20 protein-coding genes and 2 riboswitches are annotated in these 23,285 nt (G+C 69.7%); of the genes, 14 read left to right on the top strand and 6 right to left on the bottom strand.

All coding sequences use genetic code 11. The annotated features are described in order from the left end of the window. Positions 1 to 52: 52 nt before the first annotated feature. The 6 genes from AB0I21_RS26720 (at position 53) to AB0I21_RS26695 (ending at position 4,382) form a co-directional block, all read left to right on the top strand. Positions 53 to 526 (top strand): MaoC family dehydratase N-terminal domain-containing protein, encoded by a 474-nt coding sequence (locus AB0I21_RS26720; RefSeq protein WP_360565126.1) that lies wholly within the window; start codon positions 53 to 55, stop codon positions 524 to 526. Beyond that, entirely contained in the window at positions 523 to 978 is a 456-nt protein-coding gene (locus AB0I21_RS26715) for a MaoC/PaaZ C-terminal domain-containing protein (protein ID WP_344510816.1), read from the top strand. The genes AB0I21_RS26720 and AB0I21_RS26715 overlap by 4 nt, the downstream gene beginning before the upstream one ends. Before the next feature lie 131 nt (positions 979 to 1,109). Then, the gene (locus tag AB0I21_RS26710) at positions 1,110 to 1,898 is read left to right on the top strand and encodes an enoyl-CoA hydratase family protein (RefSeq protein ID WP_360565124.1); all 789 of its coding nucleotides are present in this window, start codon (positions 1,110 to 1,112) and stop codon (positions 1,896 to 1,898) included. 12 nt (positions 1,899 to 1,910) lie between these two features. Further along, positions 1,911 to 2,885 (top strand): NADPH:quinone oxidoreductase family protein, encoded by a 975-nt coding sequence (locus tag AB0I21_RS26705; RefSeq protein WP_360565122.1) that lies wholly within the window; start codon positions 1,911 to 1,913, stop codon positions 2,883 to 2,885. 29 nt (positions 2,886 to 2,914) lie between these two features. Beyond that, entirely contained in the window at positions 2,915 to 4,165 is a 1,251-nt protein-coding gene (locus AB0I21_RS26700) for an acyl-CoA dehydrogenase family protein (protein ID WP_360565175.1), read from the top strand. A gap of 1 nt (position 4,166) precedes the next feature. Continuing rightward, entirely contained in the window at positions 4,167 to 4,382 is a 216-nt protein-coding gene (locus AB0I21_RS26695; RefSeq protein ID WP_360565120.1) for a hypothetical protein, read from the top strand. Between the two features lie 77 nt (positions 4,383 to 4,459). Here the strand turns inward: AB0I21_RS26695 and AB0I21_RS26690 are convergent, their stop codons facing one another. Continuing rightward, a complete protein-coding gene (locus tag AB0I21_RS26690) occupies positions 4,460 to 5,359 on the bottom strand; it encodes a hypothetical protein (RefSeq protein ID WP_360565118.1) in 900 nt (299 codons plus the stop codon). Continuing rightward, positions 5,340 to 7,346 carry a hypothetical protein gene (locus tag AB0I21_RS26685; RefSeq protein WP_360565117.1) on the bottom strand — a complete coding sequence of 669 codons (2,007 nt, stop codon included), beginning with the start codon at positions 7,344 to 7,346 and terminating at the stop codon, positions 5,340 to 5,342. Before AB0I21_RS26685 ends, AB0I21_RS26690 begins: the two co-directional genes overlap by 20 nt. A gap of 582 nt (positions 7,347 to 7,928) precedes the next feature. On the opposite strand from AB0I21_RS26685, the gene AB0I21_RS26680 reads away from it, so the two are divergent. The 4 genes from AB0I21_RS26680 to AB0I21_RS26665 all read left to right on the top strand — a co-directional run bounded on the left by AB0I21_RS26680 (position 7,929) and on the right by AB0I21_RS26665 (position 10,529). After that, positions 7,929 to 8,231, top strand: coding sequence for a hypothetical protein (locus AB0I21_RS26680; protein ID WP_360565115.1), 303 nt, complete (start codon positions 7,929 to 7,931; stop codon positions 8,229 to 8,231). Between the two features lie 133 nt (positions 8,232 to 8,364). Next, on the top strand, positions 8,365 to 8,625 hold the full coding sequence (locus tag AB0I21_RS26675) for a hypothetical protein (protein ID WP_360565113.1): 261 nt from the start codon (positions 8,365 to 8,367) through the stop codon (positions 8,623 to 8,625). Between the two features lie 241 nt (positions 8,626 to 8,866). Then, positions 8,867 to 9,838, top strand: coding sequence for a hypothetical protein (locus AB0I21_RS26670; RefSeq protein WP_360565111.1), 972 nt, complete (start codon positions 8,867 to 8,869; stop codon positions 9,836 to 9,838). Between the two features lie 91 nt (positions 9,839 to 9,929). Then, the gene (locus AB0I21_RS26665; RefSeq protein WP_360565110.1) at positions 9,930 to 10,529 is read left to right on the top strand and encodes an RICIN domain-containing protein; all 600 of its coding nucleotides are present in this window, start codon (positions 9,930 to 9,932) and stop codon (positions 10,527 to 10,529) included. Positions 10,530 to 11,008: 479 nt separating this feature from the next. Continuing rightward, positions 11,009 to 11,226, bottom strand: a riboswitch (cobalamin riboswitch). Between the two features lie 189 nt (positions 11,227 to 11,415). Here the strand turns inward: AB0I21_RS26665 and AB0I21_RS26660 are convergent. From AB0I21_RS26660 to AB0I21_RS26645, 4 genes are all read right to left on the bottom strand, one after another. After that, positions 11,416 to 12,411, bottom strand: coding sequence for a ribonucleotide-diphosphate reductase subunit beta (locus AB0I21_RS26660; protein ID WP_360565173.1), 996 nt, complete (start codon positions 12,409 to 12,411; stop codon positions 11,416 to 11,418). 41 nt (positions 12,412 to 12,452) lie between these two features. Beyond that, positions 12,453 to 14,813: a ribonucleoside-diphosphate reductase subunit alpha gene (locus AB0I21_RS26655; RefSeq protein WP_360565108.1), complete on the bottom strand. Its 2,361-nt coding sequence runs from the start codon at positions 14,811 to 14,813 to the stop codon at positions 12,453 to 12,455. 133 nt (positions 14,814 to 14,946) lie between these two features. Beyond that, positions 14,947 to 15,158: riboswitch (cobalamin riboswitch) on the bottom strand. Between the two features lie 955 nt (positions 15,159 to 16,113). Then, a complete protein-coding gene (locus tag AB0I21_RS26650; protein WP_360565107.1) occupies positions 16,114 to 16,695 on the bottom strand; it encodes a DeoR family transcriptional regulator in 582 nt (193 codons plus the stop codon). 1 nt (position 16,696) lies between these two features. Then, complete coding sequence (locus AB0I21_RS26645; RefSeq protein WP_360565105.1) at positions 16,697 to 18,652, bottom strand: beta-galactosidase; 1,956 nt, start codon at positions 18,650 to 18,652, stop codon at positions 16,697 to 16,699. 256 nt (positions 18,653 to 18,908) lie between these two features. Between AB0I21_RS26645 and AB0I21_RS26640 the strand changes: the two genes are divergently transcribed. Genes AB0I21_RS26640 through AB0I21_RS26625 form a run of 4 tightly spaced genes read left to right on the top strand, consistent with a single transcriptional unit; the run spans position 18,909 to position 23,061 of the window. After that, positions 18,909 to 20,216, top strand: coding sequence for an extracellular solute-binding protein (locus AB0I21_RS26640; RefSeq protein WP_360565103.1), 1,308 nt, complete (start codon positions 18,909 to 18,911; stop codon positions 20,214 to 20,216). Further along, entirely contained in the window at positions 20,213 to 21,130 is a 918-nt protein-coding gene (locus AB0I21_RS26635; RefSeq protein ID WP_360565101.1) for a sugar ABC transporter permease, read from the top strand. The genes AB0I21_RS26640 and AB0I21_RS26635 overlap by 4 nt, the downstream gene beginning before the upstream one ends. After that, on the top strand, positions 21,127 to 22,023 hold the full coding sequence (locus tag AB0I21_RS26630) for a carbohydrate ABC transporter permease (protein ID WP_360565099.1): 897 nt from the start codon (positions 21,127 to 21,129) through the stop codon (positions 22,021 to 22,023). Before AB0I21_RS26635 ends, AB0I21_RS26630 begins: the two co-directional genes overlap by 4 nt. 9 nt (positions 22,024 to 22,032) lie before the next feature. Continuing rightward, positions 22,033 to 23,061: a LacI family DNA-binding transcriptional regulator gene (locus AB0I21_RS26625; RefSeq protein ID WP_360565097.1), complete on the top strand. Its 1,029-nt coding sequence runs from the start codon at positions 22,033 to 22,035 to the stop codon at positions 23,059 to 23,061. Positions 23,062 to 23,285: the final 224 nt, after the last annotated feature.

Below are 23,285 nucleotides of genomic sequence, written 5' to 3'. Positions count from 1 at the left end.
CGCGCGCCGGCGGTGCCGCCAGCACGCACCTGACCAACGAAAGGAGCTCGTCGTGGCCAATCCCGACGCGCAGGGCGTCACCGGCGCCCCCTTCCGGCTCGACGTCGAGCGCGGCAAGATCCGCGAATTCGCGCTTGCCACCGGGGCGGCCGACGCGGCCTACCTGCAGGAGGAGCAGCCGGTCGTGCAGCCGACGTTCCTCACGACGACCTTCTTCTGGCAGGACGAGGACTCCAACCCGTGGTCCGCGGTTGACCTCGACCAGCAGCGCGGCCTGCACGCCGAGCAGCAGTACACCTTCTTCGGCGAGCCGCCTCGCGCCGGGACCAGGCTCACCTGCCAGTCGCGCATCGGCGAGATCTACACCAAGGTGGGTCGCCGCGGCGGTGAGATGACCTTCGCCGTGATGTACACCGACTTCCGCGACGAGACCGGGCGTCTCGTCGCCCAGGCCAAGCTCACCGGTGTCGAGACGGCCCGCCCGCCGGACACCGAGGGCACGACACAGGACGGAGCCTCCGCGTGAGCGACACGACCTCCACCGCCCGGCCCGGCCCGCCCGAGGCCGGCCTGCCCGTCCCGGCGACCCCTCCGGCGCGCACCTACGGCCCGGTGACCCGCACCGACTTCGTCCGCTACCAGGGCGCCTCGGGCGACATGAACCCGATCCACCACGACGAGGTCTTCGCCACGGCCGCCGGGTTCCCGAGCCCCTTCTCGGTGGGCATGTGGCAGGCGAGCCTGCTCGGCACCTTCGCCACCGACTGGCTCGGCGGCCCCAACGTGCGGGACTTCCGCATCCGGTTCCTGGCCCAGGTGTGGCCGGGCGACACCCTCACGCTCGAGGGTGCTCCACTGCGCACCTACGTGCTCGACGGCGAGGACGGTCGTGAGGGCCGCGTCGACGTCGAGCTGACCTGCCGGCGTCAGACCGGCGACACGGCCGTCACCGTATGGGCGACGTTCGTGCTGCCCTAGGACCTTTCCATCAGGGATGGCCGGCTGTGGCGGGCCACCTTGTGCAACAGGCCGCCCTAGGCATTGACGCCACCCTTCGCGGGCGCGACACCCGAGACCAGCGAGCAGCCCGGGACTACCGAGGAGCAGGGATGACCCCCACCACCCACCCGTCCGTGACGACGACCATCCACACCGACGGCATCGCCGAGATCGTCGTGGACAACCCACCGGTGAACGCACTGCCCGTGGCCGGCTGGTTCGCACTCGCCTCCGCCCTCGACGCCGCCGGCGCCGACGAGTCGGTGCGGGTCGTCGTGCTGCGCGCCGAGGGCCGCGGCTTCAACGCCGGCGTCGACATCAAGGAGATGCAGCACACCGACGGATTCACTGCGCTGCTCGGCGCCAACCGCGGCTGTTACGCCGCGTTCAAGGCCGTCTACGAGTGCCCCGTCCCGGTCATCACCGCCGTCAACGGCTTCTGCCTCGGGGGCGGCATCGGGCTGGTCGGCAACTCCGATGTCATCGTCGCCTCCGACGACGCCACCTTCGGCCTGCCCGAGGTCGACCGCGGCGCCCTCGGTGCCGCGACCCACCTGTCCCGGATAGTGCCGCAACACCGGATGCGCGCCATGGTCTACACCTCGGCCACGGCCACCGCCCAGGAGTTGCACGCGTACGGCACGGTCCACAGCATCGTACCCCGCGAGCAGTTGCGCGAGGCGGCGCTCGCGGTCGCGACCCAGATCGCCGCGAAGAACCCCACCGTCATCCGGGCCGCGAAGGCCTCGCTCAACGGCATCGACCTGTGGGACGTCAACCGCAGCTACCGCTTCGAGCAGGGCTTCACGTTCGAGCTGAACCTCACCGGGGTCGCCGACCGGATCCGCGACGAGTTCGCCGGCACCGACAAGGCGGCGCGCTCGGGCAGCGAGGGCTGAGCCGTGCGTTCGATGGTGGTCCGTAAGCTCGGGGATCCCGAGGTGCTCACGGTGACGGACGGGCCGCAGCCGCAGCCCGGCCCCGGGCAGGTGCTCGTCGACGTCGTCGGCGCCGGGGTGAACTTTCCCGACGGCCTTATCGTCGCCGGCACCTACCAGACCAAGCCGGAGCTGCCGTTCGTGCCCGGCTGTGAGGTCGCCGGCACGGTCGCGGCGCTCGGCGACGGGGTGACCGGCCCGCCCGTCGGCACCCGCGTCATCGGCTTCTGTGGCATCGGCGGCTACGCCGCGCAGGCGCTCGTCGACGCCCGTATGGTCCACCGGTTGCCCGAGGGCATCGACCTCGTCGAGGCAAGCACGATCCCCGTTGTCTACGGCACGTCCTATCACGGGCTCGTCGACCGGGCCGGCCTCGCAACCGGCGAGACACTGCTTGTGCTCGGCGCCTCCGGCGGCGTCGGCCTCACCGCCGTGCAGATCGGCAAGGCCCTCGGCGCGACCGTGATCGCGGCCGCCTCGAGCGAGGACAAGCGTGAGCTGTGCCTGGCGCACGGGGCCGACCACGCCATCGGCTACGACGACATGACGGCGATGGTGCGCGAGCTGACCAGCGGCGCCGGTGCCGACGTCGTCTACGACCCCGTCGGTGGCGACGCCGCCACCGCGGCGCTGCGTACCCTCTCGTGGGCTGGGAGGTTCCTCACCGTCGGCTACGCGGCGGGCGAGATCCCGCAGGTGAAGTTCAACCGGCTGTTGCTCACCGAGGGCGCGGTGCTGGGGGTCCTTTGGGGCGCCTGGGCCAAGCGCAACCCGGAGGCGAACGCCGCGAACATGACGACGCTGCTCGAGTGGGTCGCCGCTGGCCGGCTGAGGCTACACGTCAGCGAAGTCTTCCCGCTCGAGGAGGCTGCCCGCGCGCTCGCCACGGTGATGAACCGTGGCGCTCGCGGCAAGATCGCCCTCCGTGTGAACTCAGGCAAGGAGTGACGGTGGCTGACGCGACCGACCTGACCCAGATGGACCTCGGCCCCGGCCCGCGCTCGAGCGAGTTGCTCACGACGTTGCGCACGTTTATGGCCGAGCATGTCTACCCAGCCGAGAAGGTGTACGCCGCCGAGCTCGGTGCCGCGGCCCGCGTGAACGGGGGCGTGTCCCACGTCCTGCCGCCGGTCGTCGAAGCGCTGAAGGACACGGCGCGCAGGCTAGGTCTGTGGAACCTCTTCCTGCCTGATCTGTCGGGCCTCACGAACGTCGAGTACGCATACCTCGCCGAGGAGACCGGACGCTCGCCCTACCTCGCCCCCGAGGCGCTCAACTGTGCCGCGCCGGACACGGGCAATATGGAGCTGTTGCACATGTTCGGCACGCCCGAGCAGAAGCAGCAGTGGCTCACACCGCTACTCGAGGGCACGATGCGCTCCGGCTTTGCGATGACCGAGCCGGACGTGGCCTCCTCCGACGCACGGAACATCTCCACCTCGATCGTGCGCGACGGAGACGAGTACGTCATCAACGGACGCAAGTGGTGGACGACCGGCGCGGCGGACCCGCGCTGCGACATCCTCGTGCTGATGGGCAAGACGGACCCGGAGACGGCCGTCTACCGGCAGCAGTCCATGGTGCTCGTGCCGGTCGCCACCCCCGGGGTGACGATCGTGCGCTCGCTGCCGATCTTCGGCTACCACGACCAGCACGGTCACTGCGAGATCCGGTTCGACGACGTGCGGGTGCCGGTGACGAGCCTGCTCGGCGCTGAGGGCGACGGTTTCGCGATCGCCCAGGCCCGCCTGGGCCCAGGCCGCATCCACCACGCGATGCGCTGCCTCGGCATGGCCGAGCGGGGCCTCGAGCTCATGGTGCGCCGGACGATGGCCCGCGAGGCGTTCGGCGGCCCGCTCTCCGAGCAGGGCGTGATCCGCAATTGGATCGCCGAGTCCCGCATGGAGATCGAGCAGGCCCGCCTGCTCGTGCTGAAGACGGCGTGGCTCATTGATCGGGGCGGGGCCAAGGACGCCGCGACCGAGATCGCCGCGATCAAGGTCGTCGCGCCGCGGGTCGCCCGCAACGTGCTGGACCGTTCGATCCAGGCACATGGCGGCGGCGGGGTCACCGACGACTTCCCGATCGCCCGGATGTGGGCCAGCGCCCGGATCCTCGGCATCGCCGACGGCCCGGATGAGGTGCACCTGCGCACGGTGGCCCGCACGCAACTACGCTACTACCGTGACACGGCGCCAGCGGGCGCCGCCGAGACGGGGCAGGGCTGAGATGGACCTGACCTGGTCGGCGCAGGACGAGCAGTTCCGGGCGGAGGCCCGGAACTGGCTGGCGGCGAACGTGCCGCGGCAGCCGCTGCCCTCGGGGGACACCGCGGAGGGCTGCGCCGCGCACCTGGCGTGGGAGCGGGCGCTGCACGCGGACCGGTGGTCGGTCGTGTCGTGGCCCAAGGAGTACGGCGTCCGCGAGGCGTCGACATGGCAGTAGCTCATCTTCGAGGAGGAGTACTACCGGGTCGGTGCGCCGCAGCGGGTGACGCAGAACGGCATCTTGTTCCGCACGCGTCAGGCGCCGAGGGTGCCGACCTCCGCGCAGGCGAACGGCACGGTGATGCTGACCTCGCCCAGCTTGCCCGCGTCGTCGCTGAGGGCCGGCAGGGTCAGTGTGCCCGCGGGCCGCTCGGCCGGGCCGGTCATCGACGCCTTCGCGCCGCCGACGTCCTCCGCCGTCAGTTCGCTGAGGGTCACCCCTTTCTTCGGTTTCGGGGCGGACCAGTCGAGGCCGGACAGGGTGTTCATGAGGGCGCCGGTGTGCTGGACGACGGTGATGCTCAGGTCCTCGTCGGAGACGCTGCCGTCGGCGGCGATGGTGACGGTGCCGATGGCGCCGACGTGTGCGTCCGTGTCGAAGTAGAACGACACGCTGAGGTCGCCGCCGCTGCGGTAGCACCGGGTGGTGGCCGCCCAGCCCGGGCGGGTGCCGGGCATCCCGGCACCGCTGACCGTGATCTCCTGCGCCGGCAGGGTGGTGAGGGTCGCCGTGCAGTCCGTGGCGCCCTCGATCGTGGCGAACACCCGCCGGTCGCCGCGCCGCAGCAGGAGGGCGGGCATCAGGCCGAGACCGCCGAAGACCTCCTGGGAGGCCGCCGCTTCCTTGGGGTAGCGCAGTTCGTCGGCGACGTACCACTGGCCGGCGCCCAGCATGTCCACGAGGCGGTCGCACCGCTGCGCCGTGACCATGCGCAGCCCGTCGCCGGGCAGCGGTACCGCGATCACCTCGGGGGTGACGTAGAGACCGGCGAAGCCGGCCGGCAGCGCGGCCCCCGGCGGGTTCGCGCCCGCCCCGGTCGTCGGCCGCGGCGCGGGCTTGTGGTCCGAGGTGCACGCGGCGAGGCCCCCGGCGAGGACCGTGGCGAGCAGTCCGGTGAGCACCCGGCGGCGGTGGTCAGAGGTTGTCGTACTCATACGTCACCTTCGGGCAGCGCGGGTCCTCGGTGACCCGCAGGACGGGCCAGGTGAGGTCGCTGAGCGGGAACGAGTTGCCGGCCAGGAGGATCTCCACCTCGCCGACCGGGCGGCCGACCCGCCAGTCGTCGAGGATCTCGGCGCGGGTGTTCAGGTAGCGGTCCGGGTTGAGGTCGAGGACCCCGTCCAGGAACTGCTTGCCGCCCTCGCCGGTCATGATGAAGAACGGGTTGGGGCCGGACCGGTCGTTGGTCAGGACGCTGAGGTTCGAGTTCTCCTGGCCGCCGATGCTCTTCGGGACGGGAATCCCGGCGACGGCGCCGGCGAGCTGCTCGAACTCGCTGTACTCGACCCCGCTGTAGCCGCCCTTGCCCTTGAACGGCCCGGCCAGGCCGGTGCAGCTCACCAGGTCGACGTACACCTTGGGAATCGACGCGAGGATCAGGTTCACGGAGTTGCTGCCCTTGGCGACGAGGATGTCCGAGCCGTGGTAGGTGACCGCGATCGTGATCGTCTGGCTCGGCAGCCCGGCCTTGACCAGGACGTCGCGGAGCAGGTCGAAGGTCTTGCCGATGCCGTAGCCGACCGGGTTGCCGAGCAGGCCGTAGGTGTCGCCGAGCTCGAACGGGAAGCTCTCCTTGTCCAGCGCCGCGATGAACGTCGCCTTGCCGCGCAGCTCCGGCCCCTCGCCCGGCGGGTCCTCGACCGGCGGCTTGACCTCCAGGGTGGACTTGCCGTCCTTGCCGGTCTTCTCGCCACGGGTCATCTTGGCGCTGTCCGCGGCCACCGCCTGCAAGAGCTGGCCGCCGCCCTTCTGGATGGTGCCGACCTGCGGCTGCTGGCTGGACCAGCGGACCGTCAGGCCCTCCATCGGCCCGGCCTTCGGCATCTCGACGCCGGCGAGCGCGTAGCATTCGAGCTTCTCCAGGGCGACCTTGATGTCGAAGATCGCGGTGGCGGTCAGCGTCACGTGCTCGCCGCGGCTGCCCGGGGCGTGCTTGAAGTGCGTCGCGGACTTGTCGGCGGTGAGGTCGATGCGGGTGCCGAGCATCAGCATGATCGCGCTGGCCGTGGCGCCGGCCTTGCCCCACGCCTCGTTGGCCTTGTCGAAGATCTCCTTCGCGCCCTCGCCGAGGATCGCGCCGGCCAGCCGGTCCTTGAGCTCCCCTTTCAGGAAGTCGCTGTTGGCCTTGATGACCGGGTCGTCCGGGGCGGCGAACAGGGCCGCGAACTCGCCGCACGCGCCCTTCGGGTCCTCCGCGTGGGCCACGCCGCCGCCGACCAGCCGGTCGAACAGGCCGGGCGCGGGCGCGGCCGTGCCGTTCTTGGCGCCCTTGGCTACCAGCGCGAACCGGCTCGTCGCGTGGCTGAGCAGGAGGATCGTCTGCAACGGGTCGAACCACACCTCGGCCGGGTCGGCGGCGGGATGGATCACCTGGCGGTGCTGGGCGGCGAGGGCGCGCACGGCGGCGCCCGCGGTCGTGAACACCGCGCCGTCGCCGGGCTGCTTGCCCCAGCCGCCGATCGCCGTGGCGAGCTGCGCGAAGGTCGGCGCCTTGTCGGTCAGCCCGACGGCCACCAGCAGCGCCGAGAACTGCTCCGGCGTGTACCTGTCGCCCTCCCGCGTCGCCTCGGCGAGCAGCGGGACCAGCTCGGCGTAGATCGGCGCGTCCAGCAGCGTCACCTCGTCCGGGGCGGCGACGACCGGCCCTTTCGCGGACACGATCGCGAACCCCGAGCGCCGCAGCAGCTCGGCGGTGGCGGCCGGGGCGCCGGCCGGGTCGCTGGTGATCGTCGCGACGAGCTGCTCCGCCGCGGCCGCCGGCTCGGCGGGCAGGCCGGCAGCGGCGGCGGCGACGGACTTGCGGTCGACGGCGCCGCGTGCGGCTGTGTCGTCGCGGTCGCTGTCGTCGGTGCAGCCACCCGCCGCCAGCGTCGCGACGACGGCCAGGGCCAGCCAACGCCGGCCGGTTGAGCTACGTCTCAAAGAACTTCCTCACCAACGGTCTCACGACGCTTCCCGGGCCAGGCACCGGCCGGTTCGGCCAGGGCGACGGCATGCGGCCCGGCCCGAGCAGGACACCACGCGCCTGTCCCGAGCGGTAAGGGACCACCGTCCCGGTGGGCCGGGACAAGCGGCCGCTGCCGGTCGCCGCGGCGTCGATCATGTACCGATCAGACGGGAGCGAGAACGCAGCTGTCGGACTGTAGACACGAATCATTCTCACGACGAGTGCGGTTGTCGCAGGCGCCCGGCGCTCGTCGTGCCTGGAAGTCGACGGCCGGCCAATGGCCGACCAGCGCAGAACCAGCGCCGGACCAGCCGGCTCAGCATCTCCCACCGCCGCGGCGGCTCGGGTCGTCCGGCCTGCCTCGGCACGCCGGTAGATCACTGTCTTTAGGGTGTTCAGGATGCCCGCCCCGCGCCGATCGTTGCCCAGATCGGGCTTTCGCACCCCGCGTCGCCATCGTCTTCGATGGAGGCGGCGCGTGGCACTACTGGGCGCGGCTGGCCATTCACGCGGCGACCCACCTGTGGGGCGGGCGAGGATTCCTCCTCATACCGCATGTGCAAGGTGAAGTAGCGCCAGCGCTGCTGCAGGCCGCGCGTACCTACGACCCGGACTACGTCGTTCTGCTCACCACCACGGTCGGCCAGCGTGAGCGTGTCACGCCCGGCGAAGTTCCGTTGCTGCGGGACGGCCAGCCTGCCGAGCACGAAGTACGGGCCCGCTGGGTTAAGCAGGTGGCCGATGACCCTGTTCCTGACACCGACGGAGAGCGGGGCCGACGTGCTGTCGCCGAGCCTCCGGGGATGATGACGAAGAACGTCTCGTCGCGCTCAGCCTCGATGACCCTGCCGAGCCGTTGACGCCGTTGGCCCAGATCCCGAAGGTGGCCGGCGGTCCGAATCTTCGGCACCGCCCTCATGGGGCGGTGCCTTCGGTGTGGCGGTTGCGGCCCGGTGCGGCGCCTTCGACGTACCCGAGGTCGGCGAAGATCCCGTGCTCAGTGACGAGGACTGCCTACAACTGGTGCGCTGGCTGGTGTTCAAGGGCGGCAGGTTCACCGCCTCCCCGCCAGCGCGGCTGCTTGCTCCGTTCAGTGAGGGCGACGACCCCAACCGTGCCGGGACCGCGTTCGAGCGCACGACTCATCGAACCCGCCAGCGCACCGAACTCACCACCGCCCAGAAGAAGACCCTCGCCGCGCTCGGCCTGCCCAACCCCCGCCGCGTCTTCGAGGCCACCCCCGCAACCCCCTGACCAGCGCGGACACCCCGGCCTAGTGACACGCCCCATCACCAGGCCAGCCAGTATTTTCCCAGCTCAACCCACAATCTCGCGGACCAGTCAGCTACCTGATCTGTGGAACGCGGGGTCACGAAACGAAAACGTCGCGCGATGAGGGGTGGCCGGTTCAGCGCGAAGCCTCCCTGGCCCCTTTAACCTGCTGGACAAGTGGACAACCGATCCTGTCGTGGTCCCAGATTCCGAAGGGTGTCCAGTGCCAGAAATCAGCCCACATCTATCGAAATACATCACTCAGCCTGGTCCGGCCGGGGTGCACAGCGCCGCCGAGTACGTGGCCGCGCTGCACTCGCTACGGGTATGGTCGGGCTTTTCCTACCGCCAGCTGGAGCGTCAGGCGCGCGAGCGCGGCGAGGTCCTGCCGCACAGCACGATAGCCGCGGCATTAGCCCGTACCACCCTGCCCCGGGCGGACGTGGTCGCCTCGTTCGTTCGGGCGTGCGGCGCGGAGGAGGACACGGTCGCGAGCTGGCTGTCGGTGCGGCAACAGGTGGCGACCGGACAGTTCCGCGAGGACAGCCTTGCTACGCTGGACTCGGGAGTTCGGGCCGACGAGCGCGGCGCGCCGGTCCCACCCGCCCGATCGATCCAGCGTGGCCGGCTGCTGGCCGCGGTGGGTGGCACGGTCACGGTGGTAGTGCTCGTGGCGCTGGCCGCCGAAGGGCTCTTCGATGTCCGGCAAACGCCGACCACAACACACACGTCGCCCGCGAACCCGTCGAGCGCTCAGGCGTTGGTGCCGTCCGGCCCGTACCGCCTGCAGATGGCCCGCTCCGGCCTGTGCCTCTCCGAACAGCGAGGAAGCGGTAGTGGCCACCTGTACGAGACTCCGTGCGAGGAGCAGTTTCCCTCGATGGCGCTACGACACGTCGTTGACGACATCTACCGGGTCGCCATCGACCACCCGCAGTTCGGTCCGGGCTGCATGGGCATCCCCTTCGGCAGCATGGACACCGGCATCGAGGTCGAGGACGGCGCCTGCGGCAATGGAGCCGTCGAGGAGTACAGGTGGGAGCCCGTCACTTCTCCGGCGACCGGCTACCGGATCCGTCCGAAGCACAGCGGGATGTGTCTGGGGTATCCGGCCGACTCGGTGATCGGCCAGGACACGCTGCGCCAACTGCCATGTGATTCGTCGGCACTCGGACAGGTCTTTCAGCTGCAATGACGTCAGCCGCGCGCCCGTCTCAGCTGTTCGGGACAGTATCGAACGGCCGAAACCGTTGCCGGGTGCGGGCCGTGCCCGGTTCGCTGGCCCCATGAGGAAAAGCAGACTTGGCTCCCTGCTCGTGGCACTGGGCGTGGCGGCCGCCTTCGTGTTCGCTTCGGCGGGAACCGCGAGCGCGGAGGACGACCCGTTCAGCGGCCTAGCGGCGGCCGACGTTCCCGGCGTGGGCGATGAAAGGGCAAATCTGTACCAACCGTTCACCAACAACCACTCCGGCAAGTGCCTGGAGATCCCCGGCGGTTCGAACGCCGACGGTGTGCAGGCCACCCAGTACACCTGCAACGGCAAAACCCACCAGAAGTGGCGGGTCGAGTTCGCGGGCGTCAAGCTCGGCCTGAAGTACTACAATCTGCGCAGCCAGGACAGCGATAAGTGCCTGTCGGTCAAGGGAAACAACAGCGCCAACGGCACTGCGCTCATCCAATGGCCGTGCAATCCGGAGGACAACGCGGAGGCGTTCGTCTTCCTGTTGGTGACGGGCGTCGGCTCGGGCACCAACTTTGTCATCAAGAGCCTTAGCACCGGGAAGTACCTCCAGGTCAACGGTGAGAGCCTGAGCAACAGCGCCAAGATCAGCATCTGGTCAGGCCAGCAGAAGAGCCACTTCTACTGGAAGCGTCCGGGCTGGTAAGGCGGCCCTGCAGGTGGGTGACGACGCAGGCAAGCGCGTCGTCACCTACCGCGGTTTTGCCAGCGGCCCCCGACCCCGTCCACGGGTGGCAGCAGATCGGCCAGGACGGCGGCCGGACCGTAGGTCAACGCCAGTAGCTCGGTGAGCGGGCGAGCGAGGGGGTTGGTGGGCTCTGCCGGCGGACCCCCGCCGAGCGAGCGAGTTCAGCCCCCGTGCACCGGGCTGAACTGGGGCACGATCGTCTTCGCTTGCGCGCCCAGCGCGACCTCTTCACCGCGCTCAACGTCGAACCACCCAAGAAGATCCTGGACCTAGCCACACACCGCTGACCAGCGCAAACACCCACACCTAGTGACACGCCCCGTCACCAGGCCAACCCACATTTCCCCAGGTCAACCACCACTTTCACCACCTAGACAGGGCACGGCGCGCCCGGCTTCCGCCCTGACCCTCCCGAGGGGTCGCCGGCGGCGCACACCGGCGGTGTGCGCAGTGCGGGCAGGTCTTCGGACTCGCGGGCGCGATACCTTCCGGTGCCACCTACTGGCCGTCGCTTCCCAGACCCCGAGAGGTCCAGTGCTTGATGACGGCGGTCGTTCCCACTCACCGCTGCGGGGCAGTCCCGGTCTCACACCGGGTTCCCTCTTACGACGCCCCGTCCTTGCGAACGAGGCGAACCAGCACTGCGAGCCATCGTACGGGTGCCCGGCGACGTTCGGGACCGGGGCACCCACGACGTGTGTCACAGCGTGCTTGACGTTGTCCCTGACATCCGCCGCACGGGGAGAGGCGCTGCTTGCCGGCGCCGGCCCGGACGGATGCGCCTGCGACGACGTCGCCACTGTCCTGCGCGGTGATGCCGCACAGGACAGCAGCGCACCGCCGCTCAGAAGTCGTCGTCGAAGCTGACCGTGCCCGTCACGCCGACCTGGTACGCCGACACCCGGCGCTCGAAGAAGTTCGACAGCTCCTGGACGTCCTGCAGTTCCATGAACGCGAACGGGTTGCGGCTGCCGTACAGCGGCGCGATACCGAGGGTGGCGAGCCGCCGGTCGGCGACGTGTTGCAGGTACTCGCGCATGTCCGCGAGGGACATCCCGGAGACGCCCTGTTCCAGGAGGTCGGCGGCGAACTGCACCTCGCACTCGACCGCTTCGGCGAGCATCTCGCGGACCTGCGCCTCCAGCTGGGAGTCGAACAGGTCGGGTTCCTCTGCCCGTACCGTGTCGACGACGTCGAACGCGAACGCCATGTGCATCGACTCGTCGCGGAACACCCAGTTCGTTCCCGACGCGAGGCCGTGCAGCAGCCCGCGGGAGCGCAGGAAGTACACGTAGGCGAAGGCGCCGTAGAAGAACAACCCCTCGATGCAGGCGGCGAAGCAGACCAGGTTGAGCAGGAACGCGCGCCGGTCGTCGCGGGTCTTCAGCTCGTGCAGGTCGCCGAGGGAGTCGATCCAGCGGAAGCAGAACTCGGCCTTGCGCGCGATCGACGGGATGTTCTCCACGGCGGCGAACGCCGCGGTCCGTTCGGCGTCGTCGGTGACGTATGTGTCCAGGAGGTTCAGGTAGAACTGGACGTGCACGGCCTCCTCGAACAGCTGCCGGGAGAGATACAGGCGTCCCTCCGGGCTGTTGATGTGCTGGTACAGGTTGAGGACCAGGTTGTTGGCGACGATGGTGTCGCCGGTGGCGAAGAACGCGACGAGCCGGGACACGAGGTGCCGTTCGGCGGGGGAGAGCTTGGGCAGGTCGGCGAGGTCGCTGTGCAGGTCGACCTCCTCGACGGTCCAGGTGTTCTTGATGGCGTCCTTGAACCGGTCGAAGAACTGGGGGTACCGCATCGGCCGCAGCGTGAGGTCCATGCCGGGGTCGAGCAGCATCGGCCGGATGTCGGCGCCGAGACGGGGTTCGGGGATGGTGGTCACTGGCAGGCCTCGCACGACTCGGGGTTTTCCAGGGAGCAGGCGACGGCCTCGGCGGGCGGCGCGACGAGGGAGACCGTGGCCTGCTGGATGCGGGTCGCGGGCCGGGACCGCAGGTAGTAGGTGGTCTTCAGGCCGCTCTTCCAGGCGTACAGGTACATCGAGGAGAGCTTGCCGATGGTGGGCGCGGCCAGGAACAGGTTCAGCGACTGCGACTGGTCGATGTAGGCGGCCCGCGCGGCGGCCAGGTCGATGAGGGCCCGCTGCGGCAGCTCCCAGGCGGTGCGGTACAGCTCGCGCACGTCATCGGGCAGGTCGGCGACGTCCTGCACCGAGCCCTCGGCGCGCTTGATCTGCTCGCGGATCGCCGCGGTCCACAGCCCACGGGCCTTGAGCTCCCGCACCAGGTACGTGTTGATCTGCAGGAACTCACCCGACATGGTCTCGCGTTTGAACAGATTGGACACCTGCGGCTCGATGCACTCGTAACACCCTGCGATGGACGCGATCGTCGCGGTCGGCGCGATCGCGATCAGCAGCGAGTTGCGCAACCCACTCGCCGCGACCTTCTCACGGAGCAGGGCCCAGCGCTCACCCTCGGTGGGCGCGCCCCACAGGTCCGGGTGCAGCTCGCCGCCGGCGGCGCGGGTCTCGGCGTACGCGGGGTGCGGCCCGAACCGCTCCGCCAGGTCCGCCGACGCTTCCAGGGCGGTGAGGTAGATCTCCTCCTGCACCCGCGTCGACAGCTCGCGGGCGGCGGGGGAGTCGAACGGCAGCCGCAGCGTGAAGAACGCGTCCTGCAGTCCCATGAGGCCGAGCCCGACCGGCCGCCACCGCGGGTTGGACGCGGCGGCCTGCTGCGACGGGTAGTAGTTGATGTCGATGACCCGGTCCAGGAACACCACGGCGGTGCGGACGGTGGTGCGCAGCTTGTCCCAGTCGACGCCGCCGGCTGTGAGATGCGCGCCGAGGTTGATCGAGCCGAGGTTGCAGACCGCCGTCTCGTCGTCGCTGTTGACCTCGAGGATCTCGGTGCACAGGTTGGACAGGTGGATCGTGTTGCCGGGCGCGCCCGTCTGGTTCGACAGCGCGTTGGAGCGGTCCTTGAACGTCATCCAGCCGTTGCCGGTCTGCGCCAGGGTGCGCATCATCCGCCCGTACAGGTCGCGGGCCTTGACGGTGCGCACCGCGTGCTTCTCGGCGACGCGGTACGCCTCGTCGAACTCGGCACCGAACAGGTCGGGCAGCTCCGGCGCGTCGGACGGGTCGATGAGCGACCAATCGGCGTCGGCCTCGACCCGGCGCATGAACTCGTCCGGGATCCAGTTCGCGAGGTTCAGGTTGTGGGTGCGGCGGGCCTCTTCGCCGGTGTTGTCGCGCAGCTCCAGGAACTCCTCGATGTCCGGGTGCCACGGCTCCAGGTACACGCACGCGGCGCCCTTGCGCCGGCCGCCCTGGTTGACGGCGGCAACACCCGCGTCCAGGGTCTTCAGGAACGGCACGATGCCGTTGGACTTGCCGTTCGTGCCGCGGATGAGCGCGCCCCGGCCGCGCACCCGGGACCAGGAGATGCCGATCCCGCCGGAGAACTTCGACAGCTTCGCGACCTGGTGGTAGCGCTCGTAGATCGAGTCGAGCTCGTCGCGGGGCGAGTCGACCAGGAAACACGACGACATCTGGGTGTGCGCGGTGCCGGAGTTGAACAGCGTCGGCGAGCTCGGCAGATACGCGAGGGACGACATGAGCCGGTAGAAACCGATCGCCTCACCCGGGGTCTGCGACAGCCCGCACGCGACGCGCAGCAGCCAGTACTGCGGGGTCTCCACGACCAGTCTCGACGAAGGGTGGCGCAGCAGGTACCGGTCGGCGACGGTCCGCAGCCCGAAGTACTCGAAGCGCAGGTCGCCGTCGACGTCGACGGCGTCGTCGAGCTTGCGGGCGTTGCGGGCTACGAACGCCGCGGTGTCGTCGCTGATGAGGCCCTGCTGGTGCGCGTGCCGGATCGCCTGGCTGAAGCTCGCCACGCCCTGCCCGCGGACCTCCTTGTCGACGTACGCCGCGAGCAGCCGCGCCGCGAGCCGCGAGTACTGCGGCTCCTCACCGATCAGCTCCGCCGCCGTCTGGATCGACAGCTTGTCCAGCTCCGCCGTCGTCGCCCCGTCGTACAGTCCGCTGATCGTCTTCGTCGCCACCCGCAGCGGGTCGACCTCGTCGAGGTCGGCGACCCATCGCTCGACCGCCTTCACGATCTTGTTGACGTCGACCGGCTCCAGGTCGCCGTTGCGCTTGCGGACCTGCATCGCGTGCCGGCGCTGCTCCGGCGCCTTCCCGGCCGTCGCCTGGTCCTGCGTCACCGTCATGTGCTCCCCCTCGTCGCCTGCTCATCACCACCGGATGAACGCAGGGGGAAGCCCGCCACAGAAAGGCGCACGCGAGGAGCACCTGGCGATGGCGTCAGCCGTCCCACGCGGCATCCGACCACCGCACGCCGCCCTCGGCGCGCGGTGCGCTGGCAGGTCTTCGGACTCGCGGGCGCGACCGTCTCCGGTCACCTACTGGCCGTCGCTTCCCAGACCTCACGGTCCAGTGCTCAATGACAGCGTTCGTTCCCACTCACCGCTGCGGGGCAGTCCCGGACTCACACCGGGTTCCCTGTTGCCACGACCGCACCGAAGCGCGGCCGAACCAGCTGCAAGCGACACCATATATGGGTGCGGGCGAGAATTCACAACACCAGATCCTGTGTCGGCGTGTCGTGCCGTAGCTCACAGCCGGGTCCGCCGGCCGGCACCGGCGGACCCGGCCGTGGTCACGCGGGGACGGAGGGCGGGGCGCCGGACCCGAACGCCCAGCCCTCGACGGTACCGATGGCGGGGTCGTAACCGGTGGCGCCGAGGCTGCTGTAGTTCCAGGCACCGCCGGGCACTGCGTGCCAGTAGGACCAGTACGCCGACGCCGGCGGGGTGTTGACGCATGGCTCCGTGGCGGCGGTGGGCTTGCCGTTGATCCGGCAGATGAAGGCGAGGCTCCAGCGCTGGGTGCCGGTGACGGTGAACCCGGCGCCGCGGCCTGCGAGTCGGCGGCGGTGAGGGTGGCGAAGCCGGCGCCGGTCAGACCGGGCACGGCCTGCGCGGTCGCGCGGATCGCGGTGGCCGGGTCGAACCCGGTCGTCGTGTAGGTGATCGCGCCGCGGTCGGCGGCCGGGCCGGAGCAGCGCACCTGCAGGCCGAGCAGGAATCCGCGGGCCTTGAGCCAGGCGACCGGCCGGCCGGCGCCGCGCAGCGCCTGCGCGGCGAGGCCGGTGCTGTTGGCATTGCTCGACGCGGTGTCGGCCGCGGTAGGTCGGCCCGTAACACTCGATGATCACGCAGTCGTCGGTCAGTGTCGCCAGGACGCCCGCGATGTCATGGCGTCGCCAGGCGTCGAAGTGGTCGGTGAGCTGGTTCATTTGGCCTGCCTCGGCGCCTCGGCCCGGGGTCGGTGGTTCGACGAGCGAACCGCGTATGCCCAGTTGGCACAGCTGGGCGGTGACCCCCTGATTGCGGCCGACCATGTCCTGTACAACGCCAAGTCGGGCGGCTGTGACATGACCTCGGTCGATGCCTCGGCGCTCAGCAAGCCCAACATCCCGACCCCCGAACGGGCACAGGTTCGGCGCGGTCAGGGCTGCAGGAGCACACGCTGGGCGGCGCGCTCCAGCAAGGCCCGGTCGGTCGCGGCGGCGAGGGTGTCATGGGCCGGGTGGCTCAGCACCTGGACGATCGCGATGTCGAGATTCAGCGCCTGCAGCGTCCGTTCGGTCTGGGGCCCGGCATGACTGCCACCGGGGGTACGGATTCCGCCGATCAGCAGGACCGTGGTGCGCTCGTTGCGCACGGCGGCCGCGACGATCGGCATCGGCGTCACCACGGTCAGGCCGGCGACGTCGTCGAGCAGCTCCGTCAGCCGCACTGCCTTGGGGCCGCCCGAGATCCCGACCGCCATGCCCGGCTGGACGAGGCCCAGCGCCTCCTGGACCTCGTCCGGGGCCGGCCGATGCGCTGGCCGTGCCGGCTGCTCCTCGCCGATCGGCATGGCTCCGCCGCGGACCCGGTGCAACAGCCCGCGATCCGCGAGCACCTCCAGGTCCCGGCGGATCGTCGGGATCGACACGTCGAAGCGCTCGCTCAGCTCGTGCAGGCCGATGCCGCCGAGTTCGCGGGTCGCCGCGACGATCCCGGCGCGACGCGTCTCGATGAGCACCTCACGCCTCCTCGATCACCGTTACCGCACCGGCCTCGACAACGCGGCCGCCGACTTCAGCGGCGTGCTCGCCATGGTTGATCGCGATGACGAACGGCGGGCGCCGCACGACCTCGACCGTTTCGGGCACGTCGTGGCGGACCGAGAGCCCTGTCTGAGGCAGGATCCGGGCCAGCAGTCGCTCGAGGCCGGCCGCGTCCGGGCGGGTCGAGACGTACCAGGCCGTGCCGCCTCCGTGCGCTTTGCGGGTGACGGCCGGACCTCCGGCCGCCGGTCCGTCCGAGTAGGTCAGCACGACCTCCGCGGTGTCGACGACGAGGTCCTCGGCCCACACATCGGCGGCCGTGCCGTCCGAGAGCTCGATGTGCCGGCCCTGCCGCAGCGGCAGGAACTCCTCGACTGTCACGCCGAGCAGGTCGCGGAGCGCCCCCGGATGCGCATCCCCGTGCACGGTGTCGTTCGCGTCGACGATGCCGGAGAAGTACGACACGAGCAGCGTTCCCCCGCCGGTGACGTATGCGTCGAGGTTCTTCGCCGCCGCGGCCGTCGTCAGGTACAGCGATGGTACGACGACCAGCGGGTACCTGCTCAGGGCCGCCTCTGGGTGGACGAAGTCGACGGTGAGGTGGGCCTTCCACAGCGCCGTGTAGTACGCCTCGATCCGCTCGCGGTATGCCAGGTCCACGGACGGGCGCCATTCCAACTCGAGGGCCCACCACGACTCCCAGTCCCACACGATCGCCACGTCGGCCTTGACCCGGGTGCCGCGCAGCCGGTCCAGCCCGGCGAGGCGTCCGCCGAGCTCGGTGACCTCGCGCCAGATCCGGGTGCTGGTTCCGCCGTGCGGCAGCATCGCCGAGTGGAACTTCTCCGCCCCGAACCGCGAGGCCCGCCACTGGAAGAACAGCACCGCGTCGGCGCCGCGGGCCAGGTGGGCCAGGCTGTTGCGGGTCAGCTCGCCGCGCCGCTTGGCGATGTTGCGGGGCTGCCAGTTCACGGCGCTCGTGGAATGCTCCATCAGCATCCACGGCGCTCCGCCGGCGAGGCTGCGCGTCAGGTCCGCGCACATGGCCAGTTCGATGTGCGGATCGTCGCGTTCGGCCTGCAGGTAGTGGTCATTGGCGACCACGTCGACCTCGCCGGCCCACTTCCAGTAGTCGACCCACTTGCAGTTGGCGATCATGAAGTTGGTGGTGACCGGTACCTCGGGCGACAGGCCGCGCAGGATGTCGCGCTCCCGCCGGAAGTTCTCCAGATGGACGTCGGAGCAGAACCGGAAGAAGTCCAGCTGCTGCGCCGGGTTCACCGGTGTCGGCGCTGCGTGTGGCGGCTCGATCTCGGCCCAGTCGCTGTAGCGCTGGCTCCAGAACGTCGTGCCCCATGCGGCGTTGAGCGTCGGCAGGTCGCCGTGGCGGTCCTGCAGCCAGCCGCGGAACGCCTCGGCGCAGCCTGGGCAGTAGCAGTGCGGGTTCACGCCGGCGTACTCGTTGTGGACGTGCCACAGCGCGACCGCCGGATGCTCGCCGTAGCGGCGGCCCAGCTGCTCGGTGATCGTGGCGGCGGCCCGCGCGTACTCAGCCGAGCTGGGACAGAAGCTCTGCCGGCCGCCCTGTCCGAGGACGTGGCCTTCGCGGTCGATGAGCCGCGCGTCGGGATAGCGGTAGGTCAGCCACGGCGGTGGAGCCGCGGTCGGCGTGGCGAGGTCCGCGCGGATCCCGTTGGCATGTAGGAGCTCCAGAACCCTGTCGAGCCACTCGAAGGTGTACTGCCCCTCGGCGGGCTCGAGCATCGCCCAGCTGAAGATGCCGACGCTGACCAGGTTGACACCGGCTTGCCGCATCAGCCGGACGTCCTCGGCCCAGACCTCCTCAGGCCACTGCTCCGGGGCGTAGTCGCCGCCGTAGGCGATGGCATCGAGACCGCGGGGAAACCGCGGCGACGGTTGAAGCTGGTCCATCTTGCAACTCCTGGCTGTGAACGCTCCCGGTTCTATAGCGGCAGCATAGCGCAGGCATCACGCGCGAATTAACCTCCGCGCAATGTATTGACAGCACGTCTAGGACGGCCAAAACTGTGAGCGCTCCCGGTCGTTCACCCCGATCGCCGCAGCGATGGACGTCTGTCGGAGGGTGCCGGAGCGCCGTAGTCACGGCCGTTTCGTTTCTCCCGCTCGCCCTCGTCGCCGCGGTGACCTACGCACGTTGGAGACCAAGATGACCCCGAAACTCCGTACGCTGTTCGCGGTCGCAACCGCGAGTGCGCTGCTGCTGACCAGCGCCTGCGGATCCAGCGACGACGGCACACCCCAGAACACGGCCACCGGCAAGGTCGAGCTGACCTTCTGGTCGTGGGTGCCCGGCATCGACAAGGTCGTGGCCCAGTGGAACGCCGCCAATCCCGACATCCACGTCACCGTCAGCAAGCAGGCGCAAGGTGACGAGGAGGTCACGAAGGTCCTCACGGCCAACAAGGCCGGCAACCCGCCGGATCTCTTCCAGGCCGAGTACCAGGCGCTTCCCACGCTGGTCAGCAACGGCGCCGCGGCTGACCTCAGCAAGTACACCGCCGACGCGAAGGGCAAGTTCGCCCCCGGCGTGTGGAGCACGATCACGCTCGGCACCGACGCGGTCTACGCGATCCCGCAGGACTCGGGTCCGATGATGCTGTACTACCGCGCGGACGTCTTCGAGCAGCTCGGCCTCAAGGTGCCGACCACCTGGGACGAGTTCGGTGAGGTCGCCAAGCAGGTCCGGCAGAAGGACCCGAAGCGCTACCTGACCACCTTCTCCGCCGGCGACCCGGGCTGGTTCGCCGGACTCGCCCAGCAGGCCGGCGCCAAGTGGTTCGGCGTCAGCGGCGAGACCTGGTCCGTGCAGGTCAACGACACCGCGACCAAGAAACTCGCCGAGTACTGGGGCGGCCTGGTCGCCTCCGGCGCGATCGACAACAAGCCGATGTACACCCCCGAGTGGAACAAGGCCCTCAACGACGGCACCCTGATCGCCTGGCCCAGCGCCGTCTGGGGCCCCGGCGTGCTGTCCGGCAACGCCCCCGACACCGCCGGCAAGTGGAAGATCGCGGAGATGCCGCAGTGGACCGCCGGCGAGCACAAGACCGGCAGCTGGGGCGGCTCCTCGACGGCCGTCGCGGCGAAGTCCAAGAACATTGCGCAGGCCAGCAAGTTCGCCATCTGGCTCAACACCGACCCGACCGCGGTCGCCGGCCTGATCAAGGAGGGCGGCATCTACCCGGCCGCGACCGCCGCACAGTCCGGCGGGGAGCTGTCGAAGGCGCCGGCGTTCTTCAGCAACCAGCCCGATTTCTACAAGCTCGCCCAGCAGGTCGCCAACTCGGCGGCGGGCGTCACCTGGGGCCCGAACGTGAACGTCACCTACGCCACCTACAAGGACACCTTCGCCAAGGCCATCACGGCGAAGACCCCCTTCCCCGCGGCGGTCGACCAGATGCAGAAGGCCACCGTCGACGACCTGAAGAAGAACGGATTCAAGGTCTCCGAATGACACGCCGCTCCGCGCGTACAGCGCCCAGCCGGGTGCCGTACGCCTTCCTCACCCCGGCGATCGGCCTGTTCGCCCTGTTCATGGTCGCGCCGATCGGCTACACCGTTTACCTGTCGCTGCGCCGGGTGCAGGTCTCCGGGCTCGGGCTCGGTGCCCGGGCCCGGGCGGAGTCCTTCGCCGGATTTGCCAACTATCAGGCCGTCATCAACGACGGCGAGTTCTGGCAGAGCTGCGTGCGGGTCCTGCTCTACGGCCTGGTGCTCGTGCCCACCATGCTCGGGCTCGCGCTGCTCTTCGCGCTGCTGCTCGACCTCCCGCGGGCCCGGGCCCGCGCCTTCTCCCGGATCTCGATCTTCATGCCGTACGCGGTGCCGGCGGTGATCGCGAGCCTCATGTGGGGGTTCATGTACCTGCCGTCGGTCGGGCCGGGACAGTGGCTGCTGAAGGAACTGGGCCAGCAGCCGCTGGACCTGTTGAACCCGACGAGCATCTACTTCTCCGTTGCCAACATCGCCGTCTGGGGCGGCACCGGGTTCAACATGATCGTGCTGTACACGGCGCTGCGGACGGTGCCGAGCGAGCTCTACGAGTCGGCTCGGATCGATGGTGCCACCGAGTGGCAGATCGCGTGGCGGATCAAGATCCCGTTGCTGACGCCCGCGCTCATCATGACCTTCGTCTTCTCGCTGATCGCCACATTGCAGGTGTTCAGCGAGCCGACCACGCTGCGGCCGCTGACCAATGCCCTCTCGTCGAACTGGACCCCGCTGATGAAGATCTACCAGGACGCCTTCGCGAAGGACGACATCCATACGGCGGCCGCGGCCTCCATCGTCATCGCCGTGGTGACGCTCGTCTTCTCGTTCGGCTTCCTGCAGCTGGTCCAGCGTCGGGCCTTCGGGCAGGAACGATGAGCACGTCGACGATCTACGGGTCGCGCCTCGCGCACCAGGTGCCGGCGAATCGACCGCCGGCGCCACGACGCGCGGCGAAACTGCCGACGGTCGTGCTCCTGCTGGGCGCCGCCTACTGCCTCCTGCCGATCCTCTGGGTCATCACCGCCGCGTCGAAGACCAACGGGCAGTTGTTCTCCAGCTTCACGCTCGCCCCGGGCACCGCGCTCGTCGACAACGTCGTCGACCTGTCCGAGTACCAGGGCGGTGTGTACTGGCAGTGGATCCTCAACACCGCGCTGTACGCCGGCGTCGGTGCGGTGCTGTCGACGGTGGTCTCCGGCCTCACCGGCTACACCCTGGCCAAGTACCGCTTCCCGGGGCGTTCGGCGGTTTTCAACGTGCTGCTGGCGGGCGTGCTCGTGCCGACGGTCGTGCTGGCCATCCCGCAGTACCTGCTGCTGGCGAAGTTCCAGCTCACCGACACGTACTGGTCGGTGCTGCTGCCGAGCATCCTCAGCCCGTACGGCATCTACCTCGCCCGTATCTACGCCGCCGCCGCGATCCCGGACTCCCTCATCGAGGCGGCCCGCACGGACGGCGCCGGCGAGGTGCGCATCGTCACCAGTATCGCCACCCCGGCGATGGTTCCCGGCCTCGTCACCGTGTTCTTGTTCCAGTTCGTGGCGATTTGGAACAACTTCCTGCTGCCCTTCATCATGCTCACCTCCGACCGCAAGTTCCCGGTGACGGTCGGCCTGTACACTCTGCTCAACCAGGGCAACACGACCCCGGTGCTCTACACGCTCGTTATCACTGGGGCGCTGTTGTCGATTCTGCCGCTTGTCGTGCTGTTCCTGACCTTGCAGCGGTACTGGCGCGTCGACCTGCTGTCCGGCGCGGTCAAGGGATGATCTGCAGGCATGACAAAAGCACGTGAACCTCGGCGTCACCCCGCCCGCCGCCCCACGATCAACGATGTGGCGGCGGCGGCCGGGGTGTCCCGCGGCACCGTGTCCCGCGTGCTCAACGGCGGCCGCGACGTCAGCCCGGCCTCCCACGAAGCCGTCGAACGGGCCATGCGCAAGACGGGGTACGTGGTCAATCAGCACGCTCGCAGCCTGGTCACGCAACGCTCCGGGTCGGTGGCGTTCATCCTCTCCGAGCCGCAGGACCGCCTGTTCGAGGATCCGAACTTCAACGTCCTGCTGCACGGCTGCACGCAGGCCCTCGCCCAGCACGACATCACGCTGCTGTTGACGCTGGCCAGCAGCGTCGAGGACCGCAAACGCCTCGGCCGATATCTTGCGGGCGGTCATGTCGACGGGGCGCTGCTCGTGTCGACCCACAGTGGCAGCCCGCTGATCCCGGAGCTGCTCGGCCGTGGGCTGCCCGTCGTCGCCTGCGGCAAACCCCTCGGCTACGAGCGGCAGGCCGCGTACGTGGCCGCTGACGATCGCGACGGCGCCCACCAGATGGTCGGCTACCTGCGTTCGATCGGCCGCCGCAGGATCGCCACCATCAGCGGTCCGCTCGACACCCCCGGCGGCATCGAACGTCTCGCCGGCTACCGCGAGGCTGTCGGCGCCGACGGCGATCCGGCCCTCATCACCCACGGCGATTACACCCGCGCAGGCGGCGAACAGGCCATGCAGCGTCTGCTTGAGCAGGCGCCCGATCTCGACGCCGTCTTCGTCGCGTCCGACCTCATGGCCGCGGGCGCCCTCAACGCGCTGCAACGCGCCGGCAAGCGCGTCCCCGACGACATCGCCGTCGGCGGATTCGACGACAGCCAGGTGGCGACCGCCACCCAGCCGCCGCTGACCACCATCCGCCAGCCCTACCCCCGCATCAGCGCCGAGATGGTCCGTCTCCTCCTCGGCCTCATTGACGGGTACAGTCCGGCGGCGGTCATCGTCCCGACCGAGCTCGTCGTCCGCGAGTCCGCCTGAGCGGTGAGGAATCGGAGGTTCGCGTCGATGTCCGATCGGTCGAGGCGATGGCCGCCTCATACATCGGCATGGCGGCGCTGATGCTCATGTTCATGCCGCTGCGAGCCATCGTGTTCCAGACGTCCAGTTGCGCCCAGGTCATCGGCGACGTCCCGGCACCCTCACCGATGAACGGCACGGCGATCCACTGCGTTTCGGTGCCCATCAGATCCTCCGATCCCGCA

Origin of the sequence: Dactylosporangium sp. NPDC050588 (assembly GCF_040654975.1) — a bacterium.
In the GTDB taxonomy this organism is placed as follows: domain Bacteria; phylum Actinomycetota; class Actinomycetes; order Mycobacteriales; family Micromonosporaceae; genus Dactylosporangium; species Dactylosporangium maewongense.
This window is presented reverse-complemented; position numbering and strand designations above follow the sequence as displayed.